General features: G+C 73.5%; 19 protein-coding genes. 10 read left to right on the forward strand and 9 right to left on the reverse strand.

Features of this window, described 5'->3' with window-relative positions; genetic code table 11:
* Positions 1-29: 29 nt before the first annotated feature.
* Both EES43_RS28065 and EES43_RS28070 read right to left on the reverse strand, forming a co-directional pair.
* Positions 30-1,487, reverse strand: a complete 1,458-nt coding sequence (locus EES43_RS28065) for an FGGY-family carbohydrate kinase (protein ID WP_124271354.1) — start codon at positions 1,485-1,487, stop codon at positions 30-32.
* Between the two features lie 52 nt (positions 1,488-1,539).
* A complete protein-coding gene (locus EES43_RS28070; RefSeq protein ID WP_124271355.1) occupies positions 1,540-2,595 on the reverse strand; it encodes a 2-hydroxyacid dehydrogenase in 1,056 nt (351 codons plus the stop codon).
* 262 nt (positions 2,596-2,857) lie between these two features.
* On the opposite strand from EES43_RS28070, the gene EES43_RS28075 reads away from it, so the two are divergent.
* From EES43_RS28075 to EES43_RS28090, 4 genes are all read left to right on the forward strand, one after another.
* Entirely contained in the window at positions 2,858-3,508 is a 651-nt protein-coding gene (locus tag EES43_RS28075; RefSeq protein ID WP_124271356.1) for a histidine phosphatase family protein, read from the forward strand.
* A 5-nt stretch (positions 3,509-3,513) separates the two neighbouring features.
* The gene (locus tag EES43_RS28080) at positions 3,514-4,290 is read left to right on the forward strand and encodes a DeoR/GlpR family DNA-binding transcription regulator (protein WP_124271357.1); all 777 of its coding nucleotides are present in this window, start codon (positions 3,514-3,516) and stop codon (positions 4,288-4,290) included.
* A 110-nt stretch (positions 4,291-4,400) separates the two neighbouring features.
* Complete coding sequence (locus EES43_RS28085; RefSeq protein ID WP_124271358.1) at positions 4,401-5,873, forward strand: FGGY-family carbohydrate kinase; 1,473 nt, start codon at positions 4,401-4,403, stop codon at positions 5,871-5,873.
* A gap of 79 nt (positions 5,874-5,952) precedes the next feature.
* Positions 5,953-6,297 (forward strand): sigma factor, encoded by a 345-nt coding sequence (locus tag EES43_RS28090; RefSeq protein WP_124271359.1) that lies wholly within the window; start codon positions 5,953-5,955, stop codon positions 6,295-6,297.
* A 122-nt stretch (positions 6,298-6,419) separates the two neighbouring features.
* On the opposite strand, the gene EES43_RS28095 is transcribed toward EES43_RS28090, so the two are convergent.
* From EES43_RS28095 to EES43_RS28105, 3 genes are read right to left on the reverse strand one after another with little or no spacing between them, the layout of a single operon-like run.
* Positions 6,420-6,752 (reverse strand): STAS domain-containing protein, encoded by a 333-nt coding sequence (locus EES43_RS28095; RefSeq protein WP_124271360.1) that lies wholly within the window; start codon positions 6,750-6,752, stop codon positions 6,420-6,422.
* Between the two features lie 55 nt (positions 6,753-6,807).
* A complete protein-coding gene (locus tag EES43_RS28100; protein ID WP_124271361.1) occupies positions 6,808-7,224 on the reverse strand; it encodes an STAS domain-containing protein in 417 nt (138 codons plus the stop codon).
* Positions 7,221-8,555 carry a PP2C family protein-serine/threonine phosphatase gene (locus EES43_RS28105; protein ID WP_241192556.1) on the reverse strand — a complete coding sequence of 445 codons (1,335 nt, stop codon included), beginning with the start codon at positions 8,553-8,555 and terminating at the stop codon, positions 7,221-7,223. The genes EES43_RS28100 and EES43_RS28105 overlap by 4 nt, the downstream gene beginning before the upstream one ends.
* 202 nt (positions 8,556-8,757) lie before the next feature.
* Between EES43_RS28105 and EES43_RS28110 the strand changes: the two genes are divergently transcribed.
* On the forward strand, positions 8,758-9,615 hold the full coding sequence (locus EES43_RS28110; protein WP_124271363.1) for an RNA polymerase sigma factor SigF: 858 nt from the start codon (positions 8,758-8,760) through the stop codon (positions 9,613-9,615).
* Between the two features lie 136 nt (positions 9,616-9,751).
* On the forward strand, positions 9,752-10,213 hold the full coding sequence (locus EES43_RS28115) for an ATP-binding protein (protein ID WP_124271364.1): 462 nt from the start codon (positions 9,752-9,754) through the stop codon (positions 10,211-10,213).
* 142 nt (positions 10,214-10,355) lie between these two features.
* Here the strand turns inward: EES43_RS28115 and EES43_RS28120 are convergent, their stop codons facing one another.
* The gene (locus EES43_RS28120; protein WP_124271365.1) at positions 10,356-10,583 is read right to left on the reverse strand and encodes a DUF6479 family protein; all 228 of its coding nucleotides are present in this window, start codon (positions 10,581-10,583) and stop codon (positions 10,356-10,358) included.
* Between the two features lie 463 nt (positions 10,584-11,046).
* On the opposite strand from EES43_RS28120, the gene EES43_RS28125 reads away from it, so the two are divergent.
* The 3 genes from EES43_RS28125 (at position 11,047) to EES43_RS28135 (ending at position 14,500) form a co-directional block, all read left to right on the forward strand.
* On the forward strand, positions 11,047-11,922 hold the full coding sequence (locus EES43_RS28125; RefSeq protein ID WP_124271366.1) for a hypothetical protein: 876 nt from the start codon (positions 11,047-11,049) through the stop codon (positions 11,920-11,922).
* A gap of 442 nt (positions 11,923-12,364) precedes the next feature.
* The gene (locus EES43_RS28130) at positions 12,365-12,991 is read left to right on the forward strand and encodes a hypothetical protein (RefSeq protein ID WP_124271367.1); all 627 of its coding nucleotides are present in this window, start codon (positions 12,365-12,367) and stop codon (positions 12,989-12,991) included.
* A 543-nt stretch (positions 12,992-13,534) separates the two neighbouring features.
* Positions 13,535-14,500: a LysR family transcriptional regulator gene (locus tag EES43_RS28135; RefSeq protein WP_124271368.1), complete on the forward strand. Its 966-nt coding sequence runs from the start codon at positions 13,535-13,537 to the stop codon at positions 14,498-14,500.
* Between the two features lie 110 nt (positions 14,501-14,610).
* Here the strand turns inward: EES43_RS28135 and EES43_RS28140 are convergent, their stop codons facing one another.
* The 3 genes from EES43_RS28140 to EES43_RS28150 are packed head-to-tail and all read right to left on the reverse strand — an operon-like array spanning position 14,611 to position 16,501.
* Positions 14,611-15,240, reverse strand: a complete 630-nt coding sequence (locus tag EES43_RS28140) for a hypothetical protein (RefSeq protein WP_124271369.1) — start codon at positions 15,238-15,240, stop codon at positions 14,611-14,613.
* 41 nt (positions 15,241-15,281) lie between these two features.
* A complete protein-coding gene (locus EES43_RS28145) occupies positions 15,282-15,953 on the reverse strand; it encodes a hypothetical protein (protein ID WP_241192557.1) in 672 nt (223 codons plus the stop codon).
* 11 nt (positions 15,954-15,964) lie between these two features.
* Positions 15,965-16,501: a hypothetical protein gene (locus EES43_RS28150; protein WP_124271370.1), complete on the reverse strand. Its 537-nt coding sequence runs from the start codon at positions 16,499-16,501 to the stop codon at positions 15,965-15,967.
* 1,227 nt (positions 16,502-17,728) lie between these two features.
* Between EES43_RS28150 and EES43_RS28155 the strand changes: the two genes are divergently transcribed.
* Entirely contained in the window at positions 17,729-19,255 is a 1,527-nt protein-coding gene (locus EES43_RS28155; protein WP_124271371.1) for a cellulose binding domain-containing protein, read from the forward strand.
* Positions 19,256-19,271: the final 16 nt, after the last annotated feature.

Here is a 19,271-nt window from a genome sequence, read left to right on the forward strand (position 1 = left end):
CCCCCAGCGCCCCTGACGCGGGACGGCCCTCAGCGGGAGCCGGCGGCCCACTGGCCGCGCGCGGTCCCCAACTCGGCCCGGTAGCGCGCGTATCCGTCCTCGTACAGCGCCCGCAGGTCCTCGCGCGGGTCGACCGCCTCGCCGGGCGGCACGGGCGCCCGGTACCCGGGGGACAGCGAGGCCCTGGCGACCGACACCACGCCCAGCGCGCCGACCTGCTCCTCCAGCGGGATACGCACGGGCCGGCCGAGCACGTCGGCGATCAGCCGCGCCCACATCGCCGACCGCGCGCCTCCGCCGCACAGGGCGAGCGTGCCGCTGAGCCCCGCCGTCTCCAGGCAGTGCCGGGCCGCGTACCCGATCGCCTCGCAGACGGCCCGGACGGCGTCCGCCCGGCCGGTGGCCAGGCTGAGCCCGTCGAGCCGGCCCTGCGCCGACGGCTCGACGAAGGGGGCCCGTTCCCCGGCCTCCGACAGGAAGGGGAAGGCTCGGACGCCCCGGGCGCCCGGCGGGCTCTCGGTGAGCAGGGCGTCCAGATCGGCCGTGGTCGCGCCGACCAGCGCGAGCACCCATTCCAGAGCCGCCGTCCCCACCATCGCCGGCATGGCGCGCAGCCACTGCCCGGGGGCGGGCGTGCACAGCCACATGCCGGCCGGTTCGGCCAGCGGATCGAGGTCGACGCGGTCGGTCAGCACCTGGCTGGCGAGTGTGGTGCCGAGGATGAGGACGCCGTCGCCGACCTCGCGGACCCCGCTGCCGATCGCACAGGCCGGCAGATCGTAGGGTCCGGCCACGACCGGCAGCCCCTCCGGCAGACCCAGCAGCCCCGCGCCGCGACCGTCGAGCCCGAGCACCGTCCCGGGTGCGGCGGGGAGCGGCAGCAGCCGCGCCTGGTCCGCCACACCGCACGCCTCCAGGGCCGCGGGCGCGTAGACCCGCGTACGGGGGTCGAGGAAGGGCAGCGTCGCGTCGGAGGCGTCGAGGCACACCTGTCCGGTGAGGCGCTGGGCCACCGCGTCGACGCAGTACCCGGCGACGGCGGCCCGGTCCAGTGACTCCGGCTCGTGCTCCCGGAGCCAGTTCAGCAGCGGGCCGTGGCACCCGGGGAACATACCGGAACCGGTGTGCGCGTACGCCGTGCGGATCGTGCCGTCCGCCAGCCAGCGCGTCACCAGGGCGGAGGCCCGCGCGTCCATCCAGGAGATGGCGGGCCGCACCGGGCGGCCCCGCTGGTCGCGCAGCCACAGGCCGTCCCCCTGCCCGGTGAGCGCCACGGCGTCCGGCGTCCGGCCGAGCGAGGCGGCGACCTCGCGCACGACCTCGCCCACGCCCGCCGTCACCTCGTCGAGATCCTGCTCGACCCGTCCGCCGGAAGCCACGTCCAGACGCGAGGGCCGGGAGGCGGACGCCAGGGCGCGCCCGTTCCCGTCGAACGCCACGGCCTTGGTGACCGACGTTCCCACGTCCACGCCGACGACGGTGCTCACGCCTGGTACCTCCCGTGCGGGCCGATGGGTTCGAGGACGCGCGAGCCGGCCGTCATGGCCGGCCGGAACCCACGACGTCCCGGTTCGCGAGGTGGGACAGCTCCTCGCCGCGCAGGAAGCGGCCGACCTCGGCGGCGGTGATCGCCGCCGCTCGGTGCGCCGTCTGGCGTGTCGCGCCCGCGAGATGGGGTGTGGTGAGGACGTTCGGCGCATCGCGCAGGGGCCAGTCGGCCGGGATCGGCTCGACGTCGTAGACGTCGAGGGCGAGCGCCCCGAGCCGGCCCTCGCGGAGCAGGTCCGGCAGCGGCGCGTGGTCGAGCAGGCCCCCGCGCGCGGAGTTGACCAGGACCGCACCCGGCGGCAGCAGTCCGAGACGGCGGCGGTCGAGCAGGTGGTGGGTCTCCTCGGTCAGGCGGGCGTGCAGGCTCACCACCGAACTGCGGCTCAGCAGGGCGTCCAGCTCGACGAGTTCGACGCCGTCGTCCCGGACGGCCGCCGGGTCCGCGTACGGGTCGGCCACCAGAACCCGCGCGCCGAAGGCCAGCAGCACCCGGGCCACGATCCGGCCGATGGCCCCGTAGCCGACGAGGCCGACCGTGGCTCCGCTCAGCTCGCCGCCGCTCTCCTCGTACGCGTACAGATCGCCCCGCCAGACGCCCCGCTTGAGCTCCGCGTCGGCGGAGCCGATGTGCCGCAGGGCGGCGAGCATCAGCCCCACGGCGAACTCCGCCGCGGCCGGGGCGTTGCGGCCGGGGGCGAAGCTCACCGCGACCCCGTGGCGGGTGGCGGCGGCCAGGTCGACGTTGACCGGTCCGCCCCGGGAGACGGCGACGAACCGGAGGGCGGGCGACGCGGCGAGGACCCGCTCCGTGAACGGGGCCATCTGCGTCACGCACATGGCCGCCCCGTCCAGCGCCTCGACGATCTCGTCCTCCGTACCGCTCGCCTCGTGGACCTCCGCGACCGGTCCGAACGGCTCGTGGGGCCAGGGGAGGGTGAGTTCGGCGAACTCCGGCGGCTCGCCGCCCGTGCGCGCCAGCTCCCGGTTCACCGCCTCGCGGATCAGCTCGGGACGGACGAAGTGGTCGCCTGCGGCGAGGATGCGCATGACGTCGGATTCCTTCTGCGAGGAGAGCCGGGGCGTGCGGGGAGGACGATCGAGAGGGGCGATCCGGCCGGAGCGCGGAGCGCGCGTAAGCGGGGGCGACGGCCCCTTGGCCTGTGGAAATTTCTGTTAAATTTAACAGCGCCTGCGTGAAGCGGCAATGCGCGCGGAGCGCCGCGCCCGTCCACCGGGCCCGCTCCGCGTGTCGCGGGCCGCCGACGGCCCGGCCCGGACTCCGCCCCGACCCGACCCGCAAGGACCTCCGATGACCTCTCGCCTCCTCCTCGTCCGGCACGGTGAGACGGAGTGGCACGCGGAGAACCGGTACGCCGGCGTCACCGACGTCGCCCTGACGCCCCGCGGCCTGGACCAGGCGGCCGAACTGGGCGCGTGGGCCGGCCGCGGCGGTGTGGACGCGGTCGCCTGCTCGCCGCTCGGCCGCGCGCGCCGGACCGCCGGCCCCGCCGCCGCGGCGCTCGGCGTGACGCCCGAGGTCCTCGACGGCCTGCGGGAGGTGGACTTCGGCTGGGGCGAGGGCAGGACGATCGAGGAGATGGCCCGGGAGGACCCCGACGCCGTACGCCGCTTCCGTGAGGACGCCGACTCCGGAGCCTTCCCCGGATCCGAGCCGGTCGGCCTCGCCGCAGCCCGCGCCACCGAGGCCCTGCGCGACCTCGCCCGCCGGCACCCCGGCGGCAGGGTGCTGGTCGTCGCCCACAACACGCTGCTGCGGATCGCCCTGTGCGACCTGCTCGGCCTGCCCCTCGGCCGCTACCGGCACGCCTTCCCGCGCCTGGACAACGCGGCCCTCACGGAGATCGAGATCCGCGGCGGCGCCACCGCGCTGCGCTCCCTCAACGTCCCCACCACCCTCGCCCCCGCCCCCGCACCGCCCTCGCGGGCTGCGGGAGACTGACCGCCATGAGCAGGAGATCCGCCGAAGAACGCCGCCGACTCATCGCCGACCACGTCGTGGAGCAGGGCACCGCCACCGGCGCCGCCCTCGCCCGGCTCGCGGGCGTCAGCCTGATGACCGTCCACCGCGACCTCGACGACCTGGAGCGGCGCGGGGTGCTGCGGCGCTTCCGCGGCGGCGCCTCCGCCCTGCCCTCCACGGTGTTCGAGTCGAGTCTCGACTACCGCCTCGGCGTCAACACGGCGCAGAAGGACGCCGTCGCGCGCGCCGCCGCCGAACTGGTGGAGCCCGGCATGTCGGTGATGCTCGACGACTCCACCACCGTGCTCGCCATGGCCCCGCTGCTCCTCGGCCTCGCACCGCTCACCGTCGTCACCAACGCCCGCCGCGTGGTCGACGTCTTCACCGCGTGCGAGGGGATCCGCCTGATCGCCCTGGGCGGCGAGTACTCGCGCACCCACGACTCCTTCCTCGGCCTGCCCTGCGTCGAGGCGGTGGGGGCGCTCTCCGTCGACCTCGTCGCGGTCTCGACATCGGCCCTCGACGCCAGGATGGCCTACCACCAGGAGCAGGACGTGGTGCTCGTGAAACGGGCGATGCTGGCGTCGGCCGCGACGAAGGTCATGCTCATGGACCACACCAAGCTGGCCCGGACCGCGCTGCACCGGGTGGGCCCCGTCGGCGACCTGGACCGCCTCGTCGTGGACGACGGCGTCGAGGCGGAACTCCTCGGCAGACTCCGCGAACAGACCCGGGTGACGGTGGCGTCCGTCGCGCGGTGAACCCGACCTGCCCGCCATGATGGAGCGCATGGCGATCTCCCAGGGCGCGAACGCTCCGGCCGGAGGACGCGTCGAGCACGCCGTCCCGCCGGAGAAGGGCGATCTCCACCATGAGCGGTGAACCCCACGCGACCGCACCCCGTTCGCCGGCCGTGATCGGCGTCGACGTGGCCACCGCCTCCGTCCGCGTGCTCTGCGTGGACGGACGCGGCCACGTGCTCGCCGAGGCGCGCCGGGACCTGCCGCCTCCCGTGCGCGGCGGCGACGGCGCCAGCGAGCAGGACGCCCGGTCCTGGTGGCCCGCCGTACGGTCCGCCCTGCGCCGCACCACGAGCGCCCTGCCGCGGGGCGGACGCGAGGTGGTCGCGGTGGCCGTCTCCGCCACGTCGGGAACCATCGTGCCGGCCGGGGCCGACGGCGAACCGCTCGGACCGGCCCTGATGTACGACGACCGGCGGGCGGCCGACGCCAACGCCGAGGCGCAGCGGGCCGGCAGGGCCCGCTGGGACGCGCTCGGCCTGTCGGTGGGGCCCACGGCGGCCCTCGGGCGGGCGGTCCGGTGCCTGCGGACGTACGGTTCCGGCCTGCGCCACGTCCTGCACACACCCGACGTCGTCGGCCGCGAGCTGACGGGCCGTCCCGTCCCCGCCGACTGGAGCCACGCCCTCAAGACCGGTTACGACCCCCTGGCCGGGGAATGGGCGCACGAGGTCTTCGACGCGTTCGACTTCCCGCTCGCCCTGCTGCCGGACGTGCGGGCCCCCGGCACCGAGGCCGGACGCGTCGGCCCGCGCGCCGCCGAGGCCACCGGACTGCCCGAAGGGTGCTCCGTACGCCTGGGCATGACGGACGGTTGCGCGGGCCAGATCGCCACGGGGGCGGTCGAGCCGGGCCGGTTCGTCGGCGTCCTCGGCACCACGTACGTCCTCAAGGGCGTCTCGGCCGACCTCGTCCGCGACGCGACCGGAGCCCTCTACAGCCACCGCCACCCCGACGGGTGGTGGCTCCCCGGCGGGGCGTCCAACACCGGAGGCGAGTGCCTGGCCGACGTTGACCCGGCCCGCCTGCCCGCACTGGACGCCGCCGCCGGGGCGCGCGGCCCCGCCGCGTACGTGTGCTATCCGCTGCGCCGGGAAGGAGAACGGTTCCCGTTCGTCTCCGGCGCGGCGCGCGGCTTCGCGCTGGGCTCCCCGCGCGACGAGGCGGAGGCCCACCGGGCCGCGCTAGAAGGGGTCGCCTTCGTGGAACGCCTGGCCCTGGAACGGGTGGAACGCCTCGGCATCCCCGTGTCCGGCCCCCTGTACGCCGCCGGGGGCGGCAGCCGCAGCCCGGTGTGGACGGCGATCCGGGCCACCGTCCTGAACCGCCCGGTCCGGGTCGTCGAGCGGGCCGAGACGGCGTTCGGCGCCGCACTCCTCGCCGCGAGCGGCACGCTGCACGAGAACCTCTCGGCGAGCGCCGAGGCCATGGTGCGCGCCGGCGCCCTCGTCGAGCCGGAGCCGGACGAGCGCTCCGCCCTGGACGACGGCTACGGCCGTTTCACGGCGGCGCTGCGCGAGCGCGGCTGGCTGCCCGAGGACTGACGCGACGCGTGCGGGCCGGGAGCCGCGTTTGTCGTGGAGCGCCTGCACGGCGTGGGGGACAGCCCGTAGGGTGACCCGGGTGAACCATCGCTCCACCGGTACATCCTCCGGCCTCCGGCGGATCAGCCCGTACACCCCAGCGCCCGAACACGCCTGCCCGGTCGGCGAGACCTCCGGCACAAGCCTCGACGACCTCCTCGTACAGGTCGCCCACGGTGGCCGCAGCGCCTTCTCCACGCTCTACGATCTGACGGCGCCCATGCTGTGGGGCATCGCCAGGGAACGGGCCGAACCCGGCACACCGGTCGAGGACCAGCTGCGGGCCATCTACGCCCGGATCTGGAAGCACGCACCGTCCTACCGGCCCGGACCTCACGCCATCGCCTGGCTCGTGCACGAGGCCACCGCCCTTCCCGGCAGGTAGTGCCCTGGTCCTGGGGAGGCGGCGGGTTGACCGGGGTGGTGGCGTGGTCGGGGGCGACGACGGGGTGCCCCCGGGGAGCGCCCGCCCGGGGCGCTCCTCCGTTCCGCGGCGCGCGGGGTGCGTCACGCCGAGGGCGGGGCCGCGAGGGCGTCGTCCACCGTGGCGTACAGGTTCAGGAAGGTGTCGACGCCCACCACGGCGAACAGTCGGCGCACCCCCGGCGGGAGGGCGGCGATCCGCAGGTCGGCCGCGTGGTGGGTGGCGATGACCACCTGGAGGAAGGCGGAGTCGGCGAAGGTGATGCCGCCGGCGTCCAGGACCAGGCCGCCGTGCGTCGTGACGGCGTCGTCGATGGCCGTCCGCCAGGGGTCGAGGGAGTCGTGGTCCAGGTCGCCGGCGGGGGCGAGCACCGGCAGCGGGGAGGCGTCGTCTCTTCGGGGCTCGTGGTGTGACATGCGCTCATTATGGTCGGGCGTGACACCGCGTCAGCGCGGGGGCCGGGGCGGACGATCAAGGGGCCAGGGACGCCTGTGCCGAGGTCAGGGACGGGTGGACGGTGAACAGGTCGCGGGTGCCGGTACGGGCCAGGCGGCGTTCGAAGGACGGGCTGAGCGGTCCGACGAGGAGGGTGTGCCGGCTGCCGCGCAGGTCGAGCAGCAGGCCGAGGAGGGCCTCGTCGCCGAAGTACAGGGCGCCCAGATCGACGATGACGGGATGTCCGGGCGCGGCGGCCCGGGCGAAGGCGGCTTCGAGCTCCCGCTCGTCGCTGATGCCGACGGTGCCCCGCAGGGACAGCACCTGGGCGAGCGGGCTGCCGAAGCACGTCTCCAGTACGAGCAGGCCGTGGTCCGTCGGCGGGCCCGGCGGGTTCGGCGCGGCGGCGTCATGACGGGTCCGCCCGTCCCGGGAGCCCGGTCCGGCGGTCATGACGACGGGGGCACGCGCAGCGCGAGCAGGGCCGTGTCGTCGCTGGCCCAGCCGCCGTGGTGGGCGGCCAGCGCGCCGCAGATCTCCTTGACCGTGGTCTCGGCGTCCAGGCCGCGGGTGCCGGCCAGTGCGGCGGCGAGTTCGTCCTCGCCGAACACCGGTTGCGCGGAGCCCAGCGGCGAGCCGGGCCGGGGGCGGGCCTCGCAGGCGCCGTCGGTGTACAGGAGCAGCAGGTCTCCGGGGGCCAGCCGGAACCTGACGTCGGCGAGGCGGACGTCCGGCACCACCCCCAGGAGTGTTCCGGGCGCGCCGAGTCGGTGGACGCGTCCGTCGGCGCGGCGTACCAGCGCGGGCGGGTGCCCGGCCAGGCTGATCCGGCCCGCGAGCCCGGCGGGCGTGAGCCGGAAGGCCGTGTAGGCGGCGGTCAGGAAGCGGGGCGCGTGCTGGGTGAGCATCGCGGTGTTCAGCTCGCCCAGGAGCGCGGCCGGCGACGGGGCCCGGGAGGCGATGGCCCGCACGGTGTAGCGGGCCATCGCGGTGACCTTGGCCGCTTCCACGCCCTTGCCGCACACGTCGCCGAGCACCGCGGCGAAGGACGCGCCGCGGGTGGGGAAGAGATCGTAGAAGTCGCCGCCGACCTCGACGCCGGTGACGCCGCCGGCGGAGGCCGGGAGGTAGGAGGCGGCCGTCTCCAGACCGGGGATCGCGTGCAGGGCCGGTGGCAGCAGGCCCTGCTGGAGGGAGTGGGCGAGTCGGGCGGAGACGCGGTGGGCCTGCCGGGCGGACTCCAGCGACTGGCGCAGGTGGATCTCGGCGGACACCGAGCGGGCCAGGGTCTCCAGCGTGGTCAGGTCGGCGTCCGACCAGATCCGGGGGGAGTCGTCGATGACGCAGAAGCTCCCCAACACCTCACCGCCCGGAGCCAGGAGGGGGAAGCCGGCCCAGGCGCCGATGCGCATCGGCCCCACCGAGGGATGGTCGCGGGTACGCGGGTCGCCGGCCGCGTCGTGCACGACGAACGGCTCGCCGCCCAGCCCCACCAGGAAGTAGCAGAAGCTCTCACGGACGGGGTTCTGACGGTCCGCCGCAGCGGTCGCGTCGACCCCGACGCACGACTTCCAGAACGAGCGCTCCCCGTCGACCAGGGTCACGAAGGCCCGGCCCGACCCGGTCACCCGCGCCGCCAGCGACGCGAGGTCCTCGAAGACCTCCTCGGGCCCGGTGTCCAGCAGACCGGTGGCGGCCACCGCCGCCAGCCGCAGCGGGTCGGACAGGGCGGCCGGAAGGCCGTCTCCGCGCACCCCCGCGACAGAATCCAGGTCAACGGTCACCGGGCTGATCATCACTCCTCGCACGCGTCGGGCTCCAAGGAAACCACGTTGCCCGGAGGCCGGGGGCACCCCCTGCCCGCCCCCCTGCCACGACGGCCTTCGAGCGGATGCCGCACCAGGCGAGTGAGGCCCCTCATCACGGGTAAGCGTGGCTTGCCCCAGGGGGATCGAAGGGGCGCGAACCGGCGGAGGAACGATCTTCATGACCACGTCCATACAGACCGCGGAACCGGACACGGAACCGCTGCCGCCGCTTCCGCGGATCGACGAACCGCTGAAGGTCGCCCCCAAGGACGCCCGCGCACTGGGCAAGTTGTTCTTCGGCCGACTGCACGTCCTGGAGGAAGGCACTCCGGAGTACCAGTACGCGCGCAACACGCTGATCGAGATGAACCTGTCCCTGGTGCACTTCGCGGCGAAGCGGTACCGCAACCGCGGCAACGGCCAGATGGAGGACATCATCCAGGTCGGCACCATCGGCCTGATCAAGGCGATCGACCGCTTCGAGCTGTCGCGGGAGGTCGAGTTCACCTCGTTCGCCATCCCGTACATCGTGGGCGAGATCAAGCGCTACTTCCGCGACACCACCTGGTCGGTCCACGTCCCGCGCCGCCTCCAGGAGCTGCGCGTCACCCTCGCCAGGACCAAGGAGGACCTGGCCGGCCGGCTGGACCGCGATCCCACGGTCGCCGAACTGGCGGCCCACCTGGAGATCAGCGAGGAAGAGGTCGTCGAGGGCCTCGTCGCCGCCAACGGCTACGTCGCCGACTCCCTGGACCTGCCCACCGAGACGGAGCAGGGCAGCTCCCTCGGCCGCACCCACGCCGACGTGACGGGCGATGTCGATCCCGGCATGGAACTGGTGGAGAACATCCACGCGCTGGCCCCGCTGATGAAGACGCTGAACGAGCGCGAACGGCTCATCGTGCAGATGCGCTTCGGCCAGGAACTGACCCAGGCCCAGATCGGCGAGCGCCTCGGACTCTCGCAGATGCACATCTCGCGCCTGCTCACACGCATCATCGGCAAGCTCCGCACCGGCATGTCGGACGAGGACTGACCCTTCGAGGGGGCTCACCCGACGAGTCACGGCGGGCGCGACGGGCGACGTGCCGGAGCTTCGCGGCGGCCGGGAGTCACCTGCGGTTCCCCGGGTATACGAGGGTGGTCGGACGATTCTCAGATCAGGCGGTTGCATGTACCGGACGGCGCAGGACCATCAGCAGTCGAGGGGCGACGGGACCCTGGGGGTGTCGGCCGTCTTCGAGGGCGGCGAGGACATCGCGGAGGCCCGCGACGTCGCCCGCGCGTTCCTCGGAGACGTGCAGGGCGTCCACGGGCTGCCGGTGTCGGGCCGTGTGATGGGCACGGTCCAGCTCGTGGTCACCGAGCTGGTGACCAACGTGCGCAAGTACGCCCCGGGTCCCTGCCTGCTGACGCTGGACGTCGAGGACGGTGCGGTCCGGGTGGGCGTGTGGGACAGCAACCCGAAGCTGCCCTCCATCCTGGCGCCCGACCCGACCCGCATCGGGCAGCACGGTCTGGAGATCGTGATGGCCGTGTGCCACAGCTTCACCGTACGACGGGAGCCCGTCGGCAAGCAGATCGTCGCCGCGGTCCTGCTGGCCGACGACCCCGCCGGAGACGTGCTCGGCTGACAGGGCTGAAGCGGGAGCACGTCCAGGGCTGAAGCGGAGGCACGTCCGACCTCCTCGCCCTCAGCCGCGCGGGGATCGAGCCGCCCGGTGCGTCCGTCGGCCGGACACACCGGGCGCGCGACGTCGGCGGCGCGGGGCGCGGTCAGCGGTCCGGACGCTCGTCGGGTGTCTGCCACGAGTCCTGCCGCGCGGCGGCCTGCGGGTTCTGGTCCATCGGCGAGGGCCGGACCCCCGGGTCCTTGCGGCGTGCCGCGCGGCGGCTGCCGAGCCAGAACGCGCCCAGCAGGAGCACGGCGACCACGATGCCGATCATGATCAACAGGAGGGATGGAGTGACGTCGGCCGCGAGAGGAACGGAAGAAGCGTTCATACCGGCCGCCTACCCCCTCTGCCGCTTCTGTCACCGATCGGGGACACCGAGTCGGACGGACCCGTCCGACAGCCCGACCCCGTGACCCGCCGCCCCTCGCCCGTCGCACCCATCGGGCGGTCCGCTGGGTCCTCGACGGGTGCGCCGGCCTCACCGCTCAGTGCCTGTGAGCGTTCCGTACGCTGCCGAGAACGTGCCGCACGGGCTCTCCTCTTTCTCGCCAGGAACGCCACCCACTCTCTCTGACCTGCGGGAATGCCTCGGGCATTGTTCTCGCGGCTCCCTCCGTTCGGCCGGAATGCTCGCCTCCGCAACCGCTGTTCCAACCGGCCGCACTGTCAGTGCCGCGTGGTCTAGTCGTGACCGTCCCCAGGGGCCGGAACCGTGTCGTCCGCGACGTCGGCCGTAGCCGGCCGCGCCTGCGGAGGCGCTCCACCCCATCTGATCGACGAGAGAGCATTCCATGAGGACGAAGAGCAGTGCCCTGACGGCCGCGATGTGCGCGGCGCTCGTTCTGGGCGTCACCGCGTGCGGCGGCGGCAGCGGCAGCGGCGACAGCGGCAGCGGTGACAGGAAGAGCGAGGGCAAGGGCGGCAGCCCGGCCGGGGACGGCGGTAAGAGCGGTGACCAGCGCGGCGACGACGCGCCGGAGGGCAAGGGCGGCAAGGGCGGCAGCGCGCCCTCCGGAGTGGAGAAGCGCCCCGCGAACGAGATCCTGCGCGCGAGCCTGAAGGCTCTCAAGGAAGCCGGGACCTGGCGGATCACCGCGGACGGCGGCGACACCGGTTCCGCCGACTTCAGGATGGACACCTCCGGCAACTGCGCCGGGACCTTCACCAACCTGGGCACGACGAGCCAGGTCCTGAAGAAGGGGGACAAGGTGTGGCTCAAGATGGAGGACGCGTACTGGAACACCTCGGAGGGCAAGCAGACCCTCGCGAAGGTGCCCGAGGCCAAGGGCAAGTACCTGTACGGAAGCTCCGAGTCCTCGTTCTCCCTGCTCATGGTCTCGGCGACCTGCATGCTCGGGGACGCCTTGGCCGGGGGCGCGTTCGCGAAGGACGCGCCCGAAGCGGTGAAGGGGCCGGTGGCCACGGTCGACGGGCAGAAGGCGGTCGCGGTCGAGGTCCAGGAAGGCCAGGGCGCCGAGAAGAGGACGAACGTCTACTACGTCGCCACCGAGGGCGCTCCGTACCTGCTGAAGGCCACGACGGGGAAGAAGGAAGCAATCCGGCTGTCGGGCTTCGGCGAGACCTTCGACGTGCCGGCCACCCCCTCGGCGGGTGAGTCGGTCGACGCCGCGAAGGTGGAGAAGGCGTCCTCCGGCATCACCGGCTGAGCCGTACGCCGGTAGCCGGCGCCGCCCGGTTCCGGTCGTGAGGCCGGGCGCCGTACGGGAAAGCGCGCACGCGCGCTGAGCAGTGTGACCCGCCGTCAGGCCGGGGTCCCCTCGTGCACGGGACGCGGCGGGGCTGCCGGCCGGCGGGACGCGGCGGGGCTCCCGGCCGGCGGGACACGGGGGCCGCCGGCCGCGCCGGGCCGGGTGGCCGCCGTTCTCCCGCCCGTCCGGGCGCGGTTCGGCCCGGCCGGTCTCCCTGAGCGGTGGCGGGCCGTCGCCTCCGCCCCGGGGCGCGGCGCCTCGCACCCTCTTGACCGGGCGGGCCCCGGCCACCACAGTTACCGACCGGTAATCGGGCTGTCGTCGCCGTCCGGCCCGTCCGTCGTCCGGTGACAGCGGCTGCGCCGTCAGGCCGCGGCAGCCATACGGAGACGAGGAAGCGATGACGGACAACGCGCGTGCGGCCCTGGAACAACTACGTGACGCGAGCCAGTTCGAGTGGTATGTGATCCCACTTCTGCTGCTCGTGCTCTACGTGTACGCGGTGGAGGTCGAGCGCAGGAACTGGAACGTGCTCTTCGCCGGTCTCGCCCTCTGGGGCATGGACTGGTTCAACGAGATCTGGAACGCACTGGTCTTCCACTTCACCGGCCGGGCCCCGGTCTGGGGTGCGCGAGGGGACACCGCCTACCAGATCCTGATCGGGCTGAACATCGAGATCTGCTTCATGTTCGCCGTCATGGGCATCGTGGCGGCGAAGTTCCTGCCCCCGCGCGAGACCCGCATCCTGGGGCTGCCGAACCGTCCGGTGCTGATCGCGGCCAACTCGGCCGCGGCCGTCGGCGTCGAGATACTGCTCAACAAGGCCGGCGTACTGACCTGGGAGTGGAGCTGGTGGCAGGCCGGCTTCCCGTTCGTGCTCTTCCTCGTCGGATACGTGCCGTTCTTCCTGGCCTGCTTCCTGGTCCACGACATGCCCAAGGTGCGCACCAAGGCCATCACGGTCGGGGTCATCCTCGGCATCGACGCGCTCGCCCTCGTCGTGTTCGGGGCGCTCGGCTGGCTCTGAACGCCTTCATCCGGACCGCCCGCCCCCGGCTCAGGCCATTCCGGTTCCGCCCCGTCGCCCGGGGGACGGAGCGCGGGGCGGGCGGTCCCGCGTCGGCGTCGCCGGCTCGGCGGCCGGTGGCGAACCGCTCAGGTTCCGTGAGTGAAACGAGCGCACCCGGCCCTCGCGGTATCGGCGCGATCCGACGGCGTACACCGCCTGTCGGCCGCCGCCGGGCATCGCCGCACTCCTGCCGCCCCTGCCGCGTCTACGCCGCTGAGCTGGACTTTCACAGGATTTGTCGGGACCGTGCGGAGTGTGACGGCTCCATCCGGTACGGCCGCCGCGCACATCGGTGCCGTCCGCGCGCAACCGCCGTACGACGGCGCGCCGCCGCCGTCGCGGGCCCGGCAGAACGTGCCGTGATCCGGACGGACAGCATGGCCGTGCCAAGAGTGGAGGGACGACAGGCCCCGCCGTTCCCGGCCGGCCGACGGACCTGCCGTCCCCCTCGGCGAAGGCCGGCGACATAGGGCCCCGGCGGGGCCGGAGAAAGGAACGCACATGGGCGACGCGAAGCAGGAAGCCGATCTGATCGACATCCGCCTCCTCCGGACCTTCATGGTGGTCGCTCAGGAACTGAGCTTCACCCGTGCCGGAGCGCGGCTCTTCCTCAGCCAGCAGGCGGTCTCCTCCCAAGTCCGTTCCCTGGAGGCCAGCCTGGGCATGCAACTGTTCCTCCGCACCACACGCAACGTCGGACTGACCCCGTCGGGGCAACTCCTCCTGGAACGCATGCAACCCGTCCTGCAGGCCATGGACGAGGCGATCAACGACGCCCGGGAGGCCGGCGTCGACAAGGGCGCGATCCTCCTGATCGGCCACACCGCCTCCGTCGAGCACCGGCTGCTGCCGCGCGCCGTCGGCCTCCTCGAACGCACCGCCCCCGAACTCCGGCTGCGCAGCGAGCAGCACACCGAGGTCGGCCTCAGGAACGCCGTGGCCGAGGGGCGCGTCCACCTCGGAGTGGGCCTGGAGCTCGGATTCCGCGCGAGCCGCATCACCAGCCGTGCGGTGGCCCGCGAGAGTTGGTGTGCCGTGGTGGGCGCCCAGCACCCGCTGGCCGGCCGGGAGCGGCTCGTGGTGGCGGACCTCGCGGGATACGAGTGGCTCAGCTGGCCGCGCTCCAGCCATCCCGGCCACTGGCGCGCCGTTCAGCGGCTCGCGGCCACGACGGCTCCCCCCACCGAAGTGCGGGAGACCTGGCTCAGCATCGCGCACTCCCGGCTCACCAGCGGCGAAGCCGTGATGCTCCAGCCGTCCTCGTACATGGCACAACCCGCGCAGGGACTCGTGCCGCTCCCCCTGGACGACGCTCCGCCCTGCCACTACTCCGCCATCTGGAGCACCTTGGCCACACCGCCCGGTCTGCAGCAGTTGCTCGCCGCTCTCACCCGGGCCGCCGACATCCCGCTCCCCGCCGCGACGGCGCTGGGCGGAGGCGGCGTGCCGGCCCGGTCACCGAAGTGACCGGGCCGGCACGCCGGGGGGAGCGGGACGAGCGCACAGGGGCGCGTGCGTCGTCGTCCCGCTCCGCGGGGGGCTGTCCGGCGACCCCTGCCGGTCACCGGACGGAACGTCTACGCGCAGTACATGCCCCGCTCCTCCGCCGTCATCGCCCGGCTCCGCTGCGTCTTGACGCTGGGCTGCTCCGAGGTCGGGCCGGTGGCCTCGAACGGGACGTACCAGTAGCGCTTGCCGTGGAAGCGGTCCTTGAAGATCAGTTCGTAGGTCCCCTTCACCTTCTGCATCCGGGGTGCGCGCGTCACCCAACCGACCTCGCCCGCCGGGACGTTGAGCAGGGTGGTCTGGGTCTCGGTGTGCGAGCTCGCCCAGGTGCGCTTGTAGGACTCCTCGAAGGCCAGCTTGAACACCGGCCCGAACGGGAACTTGCTCTCCAGCTCCTGACGGAGCGAGACGCCCATGGTGTTCGACTCGCCGGTCGTGTCCTCCCACGTCCGGCTGGACATCTGCGGATCCTCCGTGCAGTTGTAGGCGACATCCCCGACCTGGTGCGCCTCGCCGGGCACGATGTCCGCGTCACCCGCCGGATGGAACACGCAGAACTTCGTTCCGTTGTCGCACTTCGACAGGAGCTCGGCATCGCTGGGGCGGGTGTCCGCGGCCTGGGCGGAGGGCATGGCGATTACACTGCCGCCGGTGATGACGGCGGCCAGTACGGCCGCCCAGCGGGCACGGGTACGCGACATGGTTCAGGATCTCCTTCGTCGGGCCTGCGCGGCGCATGCCGTCAGCAGTGGTTCGCCTTCTCTTCATCGGTCATGGGCCGGGTGCGCTGCGCCATGCTGCTGGTGCCGAGGGGGCCGGTGGCCTCGAACGGGACGTACCAGTAGCGCTTGCCGTGGAAGCGGTCCTTGAAGATCAGCTCGTAGGTCCCCTTCACCTTCTGCATGTCCGGGGTGCGCGTCACCCAGCCGACCTGGCCGGGCCGCACGTCCACGGAGGTGGTGGAGCTCTCGGTCGTCGCGTGCCGCCACGTGTGCTCGTAGGAGGTCGTGATGCTGGTGCTGAAGACGCCCTCCCAGCCGAGGCCGACGGTCATGGAGAGTCCGAGGCTGTTGGACTCCTCCGTGGTGTCGGACCATCCGATGCTCGAACGCTGGGTGAGGGAGGTGCAGTTGTAGTCCTCGTCCCCCACCTTCCGGGTCGGTCCGGCCACCTTCTCCATCGAGCCGGAGGGGTGGAACACGCAGAACTTCGTTCCGTTGTCGCACTTCGACAGGAGCTCGGCGTCGCTGGGGCGGGTGTCGGCCGCCTGCGCGGAGGGCATCGCGATCAGACCGGCCCCGGTGGTGACCAGTGCCACCAGCACGGCCGCTCCGCGGGCACGGTTGCGCGACATCATCGCCCGCGCACCCGTGCGGGGGGAGGGGCGCGCCTCGGTGTGTGTGCTGTCGGTCACTGTCTCTCCCGTCACCGGAACTCGACGGACTGGGCGATGTCGTTCCACGGCCCGTCGATGACCGGCGTCAGCTGCGGGAAGGGCTGGGAGCCCTCGCCCTCGATGTACGGCTTGTCGTGCAGGACGACGTCGCACTCCGCCCAGCCCTGCACGGCTGACACCTTGCCCTGCCACTCCTGCGGGAGGTTGTAGTAGAACTCGGCCGTGTCGTCGTCGTTGCAGGGGCGGCTGCCCCACAGGGTCAACGAGGCGCCACCGAAGCGCCAGTTCTCGAAGAGCGTGCCGATCACCACGTCGGTCGGCTGCTCGACTCCGGTCTGCGCGCTGCCCGCTCCGTCCTTGATCCGCTGGGCGGCGTACGCCTCCGCCTCCGCCTGGGTGTCGAAGCACTTCTGCTCGTCGTTGTCCACGTTGCCGGCGCAGTGGCTTCCGGTGCTGTCGGGGGCGGCGCCCGCCGAGCCGATGGTGAGAGTGGCCGCACAGGCGACCCCCAGGATTCCGGCGGTCGTGATCAGCGCCAGCCCGGTCTTCCGTTTCCTGCTTCCCATGCGCGGTAACTCCTGTCGCTCGAAAGGGCATGTCCCACGCGCATTCGCCTCCGCGGCGTGGACTGCGGGCACTCGGCCACGACGGGACACGGCGGCACTCGGTCCGCCGGGGATTTCCCGCGGAGCGGTGGCCGGGGTCGGGCCGGGAGGTCGGACGAGGCGGGCGTCCCGGGGCCCCGCCGGTGAGGCGGGGGAGAGGTGGGGGGAGGGGACCGGCCGGCTCCGTCGTGCCGAAGATGCTTCATCTTGCAGCCGACGGCCGGAACGGTTCAACAGAAAGCCCGGTTCGGGAAGGAGTTGTTGTGAATGCCGTTGAGGAAGAGGCGTTTTGCCGGGCTCTGCCCATTTTATTATCGAGGAAGCCCTTGTGAACCGTTCTTTGTTACCGGTGAGTTATCCCGGTGGGTGCGGAGGCGCGGAGGTTCTCGCGATGGACGTGCGGGCGCGTTCCGGGGCCAAAGAGGGAGTTTTCCAGGCTCCGCCGAGAAATGCCGGACCTGAAATGGGGTGAAGATCGCTCGCGCGAGGTGAGCACTTCCCGTTCGCGTGCGGACCGCTGCTCGCCATAAGGTGAACGTTTGCCCGCTCACGCCCCGAGCCCCGGCCGCGGACGACCCGCGGCCCGTGAGGCTGGGCCGACCCCGCCCGGCCGTCCGCGTCGGAACGCCCTCGCGACGGCGTCCGGGCGGCCGGGAGACGATCGGCGCCGCATACCCCAGGCGCTGCGCAGGGTGACGGACCGGAGCCGGCCCGCCCTGCCGGCGCGACCTGGTGGCCGCCCCCGCGCGGACGCCCGTGCCGCGCGTCGGGAGGGACGGCGGACGGGCTCCTCCGGCGGGACCGGTGGGTCGCGGACCGCGACTCCGCCGGCGGCGCGAGGGCCCCTGACCGCCGCTACGGAGAGTCACCGCCGGAGAGGCCAAGCAGCTTGTCCGGAACGGCAGGTGAGGGCACGTCAGCACCGGGGGACCAGCCCCCGCCGCCCCCGCTCCGCGAGACGCCCGGAACGGCTCCTCCGCCTCCGCGACGCCCGACGCCACGACTCCTCGCGAGCCGGCGGCCCGAGCCCCGGCGCACCCGGGGAATCTTGTCCCGGCCCAGAGGCCGTGGCACTGTCGAAGCGGCACGAACGCGCACGGAGACACCGGGCCCGGCGCGTGGAGCGCCCCTTCGCGCCGCCGTCGGCGGGCGGTTTCGCTTCTCGGAGCCATCCATGAAAGAGGACCCTTGTCGAACTGGCCCGCTGACCCCTTGCCGAAGCGCCGCTCGATCCTCGATGTCGCGCCGCCCCTGCCCGACCTGGGGCGCCGCCTCTGGGAAGCCGAGCCCGGTCCCGTCCTGACGTACGCGCGGCTGTGCACCAAGGACGGTGCCGCGGCGGCGGAACTCGCCGCCCAGTCGGCGAGCCACGAACTGCACAGCCCGCGAAGAGGCGGCGAGCGACCCGGCACACTGCCCACCGTGCCCGTCGCACTCCGGCGCGTCCTGGACACCGCCGCCGTGTGGGCCACCACCGGGAGCAGGGCGGCGGTCCTGGCCCCCGGCCTCGCCCAGTGGATGAGCCGCGACCGGGCCGAGCGCCGGACGGGTCGGGCTCCGGACTCCCTCGCCCTGCGCGGCCTGCGGGACTTCGAGCCGGCCGACGGCGAACTCTTCTGGTGGAGCTGCGTGGAAGGCGTTCCCGTCGCGGAACTCGCCCGCCGACTGGCCCGGCCGGAGGAGTACGTCTCGGTGGAGGTGGACCGGGTCACCGAGCGGTTCCGGGAGCGCTGCCGGGTGACGCACTCCCTCCAGCAGCCGGACCCCGTCTGCCGCTCGTACGCCGGACTGCTGGACGCCGCCGCCCGCGAGTGCGCCCCCACCATCCCCGCGGACCTGCTCCAGCACCTCGACGGATGCGCGGGCTGCACCGAGGCGTTCACCTGCCTCAGCCCCGGCAACCCGATGCTCCCCGTCCTGGCCGCCGAGGCCGTACTGCCCTGGCGCGGCTCCGTCTACGTCTCCCGCAGGCGGCAGCAACTCGCCGAAGGGGCCGCCGCGCCCACCGGCCGGGACGACGATACGGAGCACCCGTCGGCACGGGCCGCTCGCGCCGCGCCGTTCGGCGGCCGTCTGCGGCTGGTGGCGGCCGTCGCCGTCGCCGTACTGCTGCCGACGATCGTCGTGGCCGGGGCCACGAGCGACGGCGACGCGCCCCCGCGGGCGGCGTCGCCGGGGCCGGCCGGGCCCGTTCCCGTACCGACCGGGGCCGGCGGGCCGACGGACGGCAGGACGGCGACGGTCTCGGCCCGTCCGACGGACAGCCCGTCGCCCTCGGCACGTTCGTCGACGCCCGGCGCGAAGCCCGGCTCCTCGCCCGGTACGACCCCCGGCTCCTCGCCCGGAGCTTCGCAGGACGAGAAGCCTCCCGCCGACGAGCCGTCCGCGGATCCGCCGCCCCCGGTCTGTCCGGCGCGCCTGAACGTGAGCAACAGCTGGCCCGACGGCATACAGGCCGACCTCACCCTCGTACCGGGCAGAGCGCTGGAGGAGGGCTGGGTGGTCAGCTTCGCGCTCGCCGAAGGAGCCGAGGCCGAACGGGTCTGGCACGGGCGGGCCACGACGCGGGGAGACCGGGTCGCCGTGACGGCGGACACCTACAACCGGACGTACGCGGCGGGCGCCACCGTCACCATAGGGCTGGTGCTGCGCGGCCGGCGGCAAGGACCCTGGCTCTCGGACGTCCGGGTCGACGGCCGGCCCTGCCGGTTCTGACGCGGACCGGCGTGAA

Origin of the sequence: Streptomyces sp. ADI96-02 (genome assembly GCF_003846185.1) — a bacterium.
Taxonomy (GTDB): Bacteria; Actinomycetota; Actinomycetes; order Streptomycetales; family Streptomycetaceae; genus Streptomyces.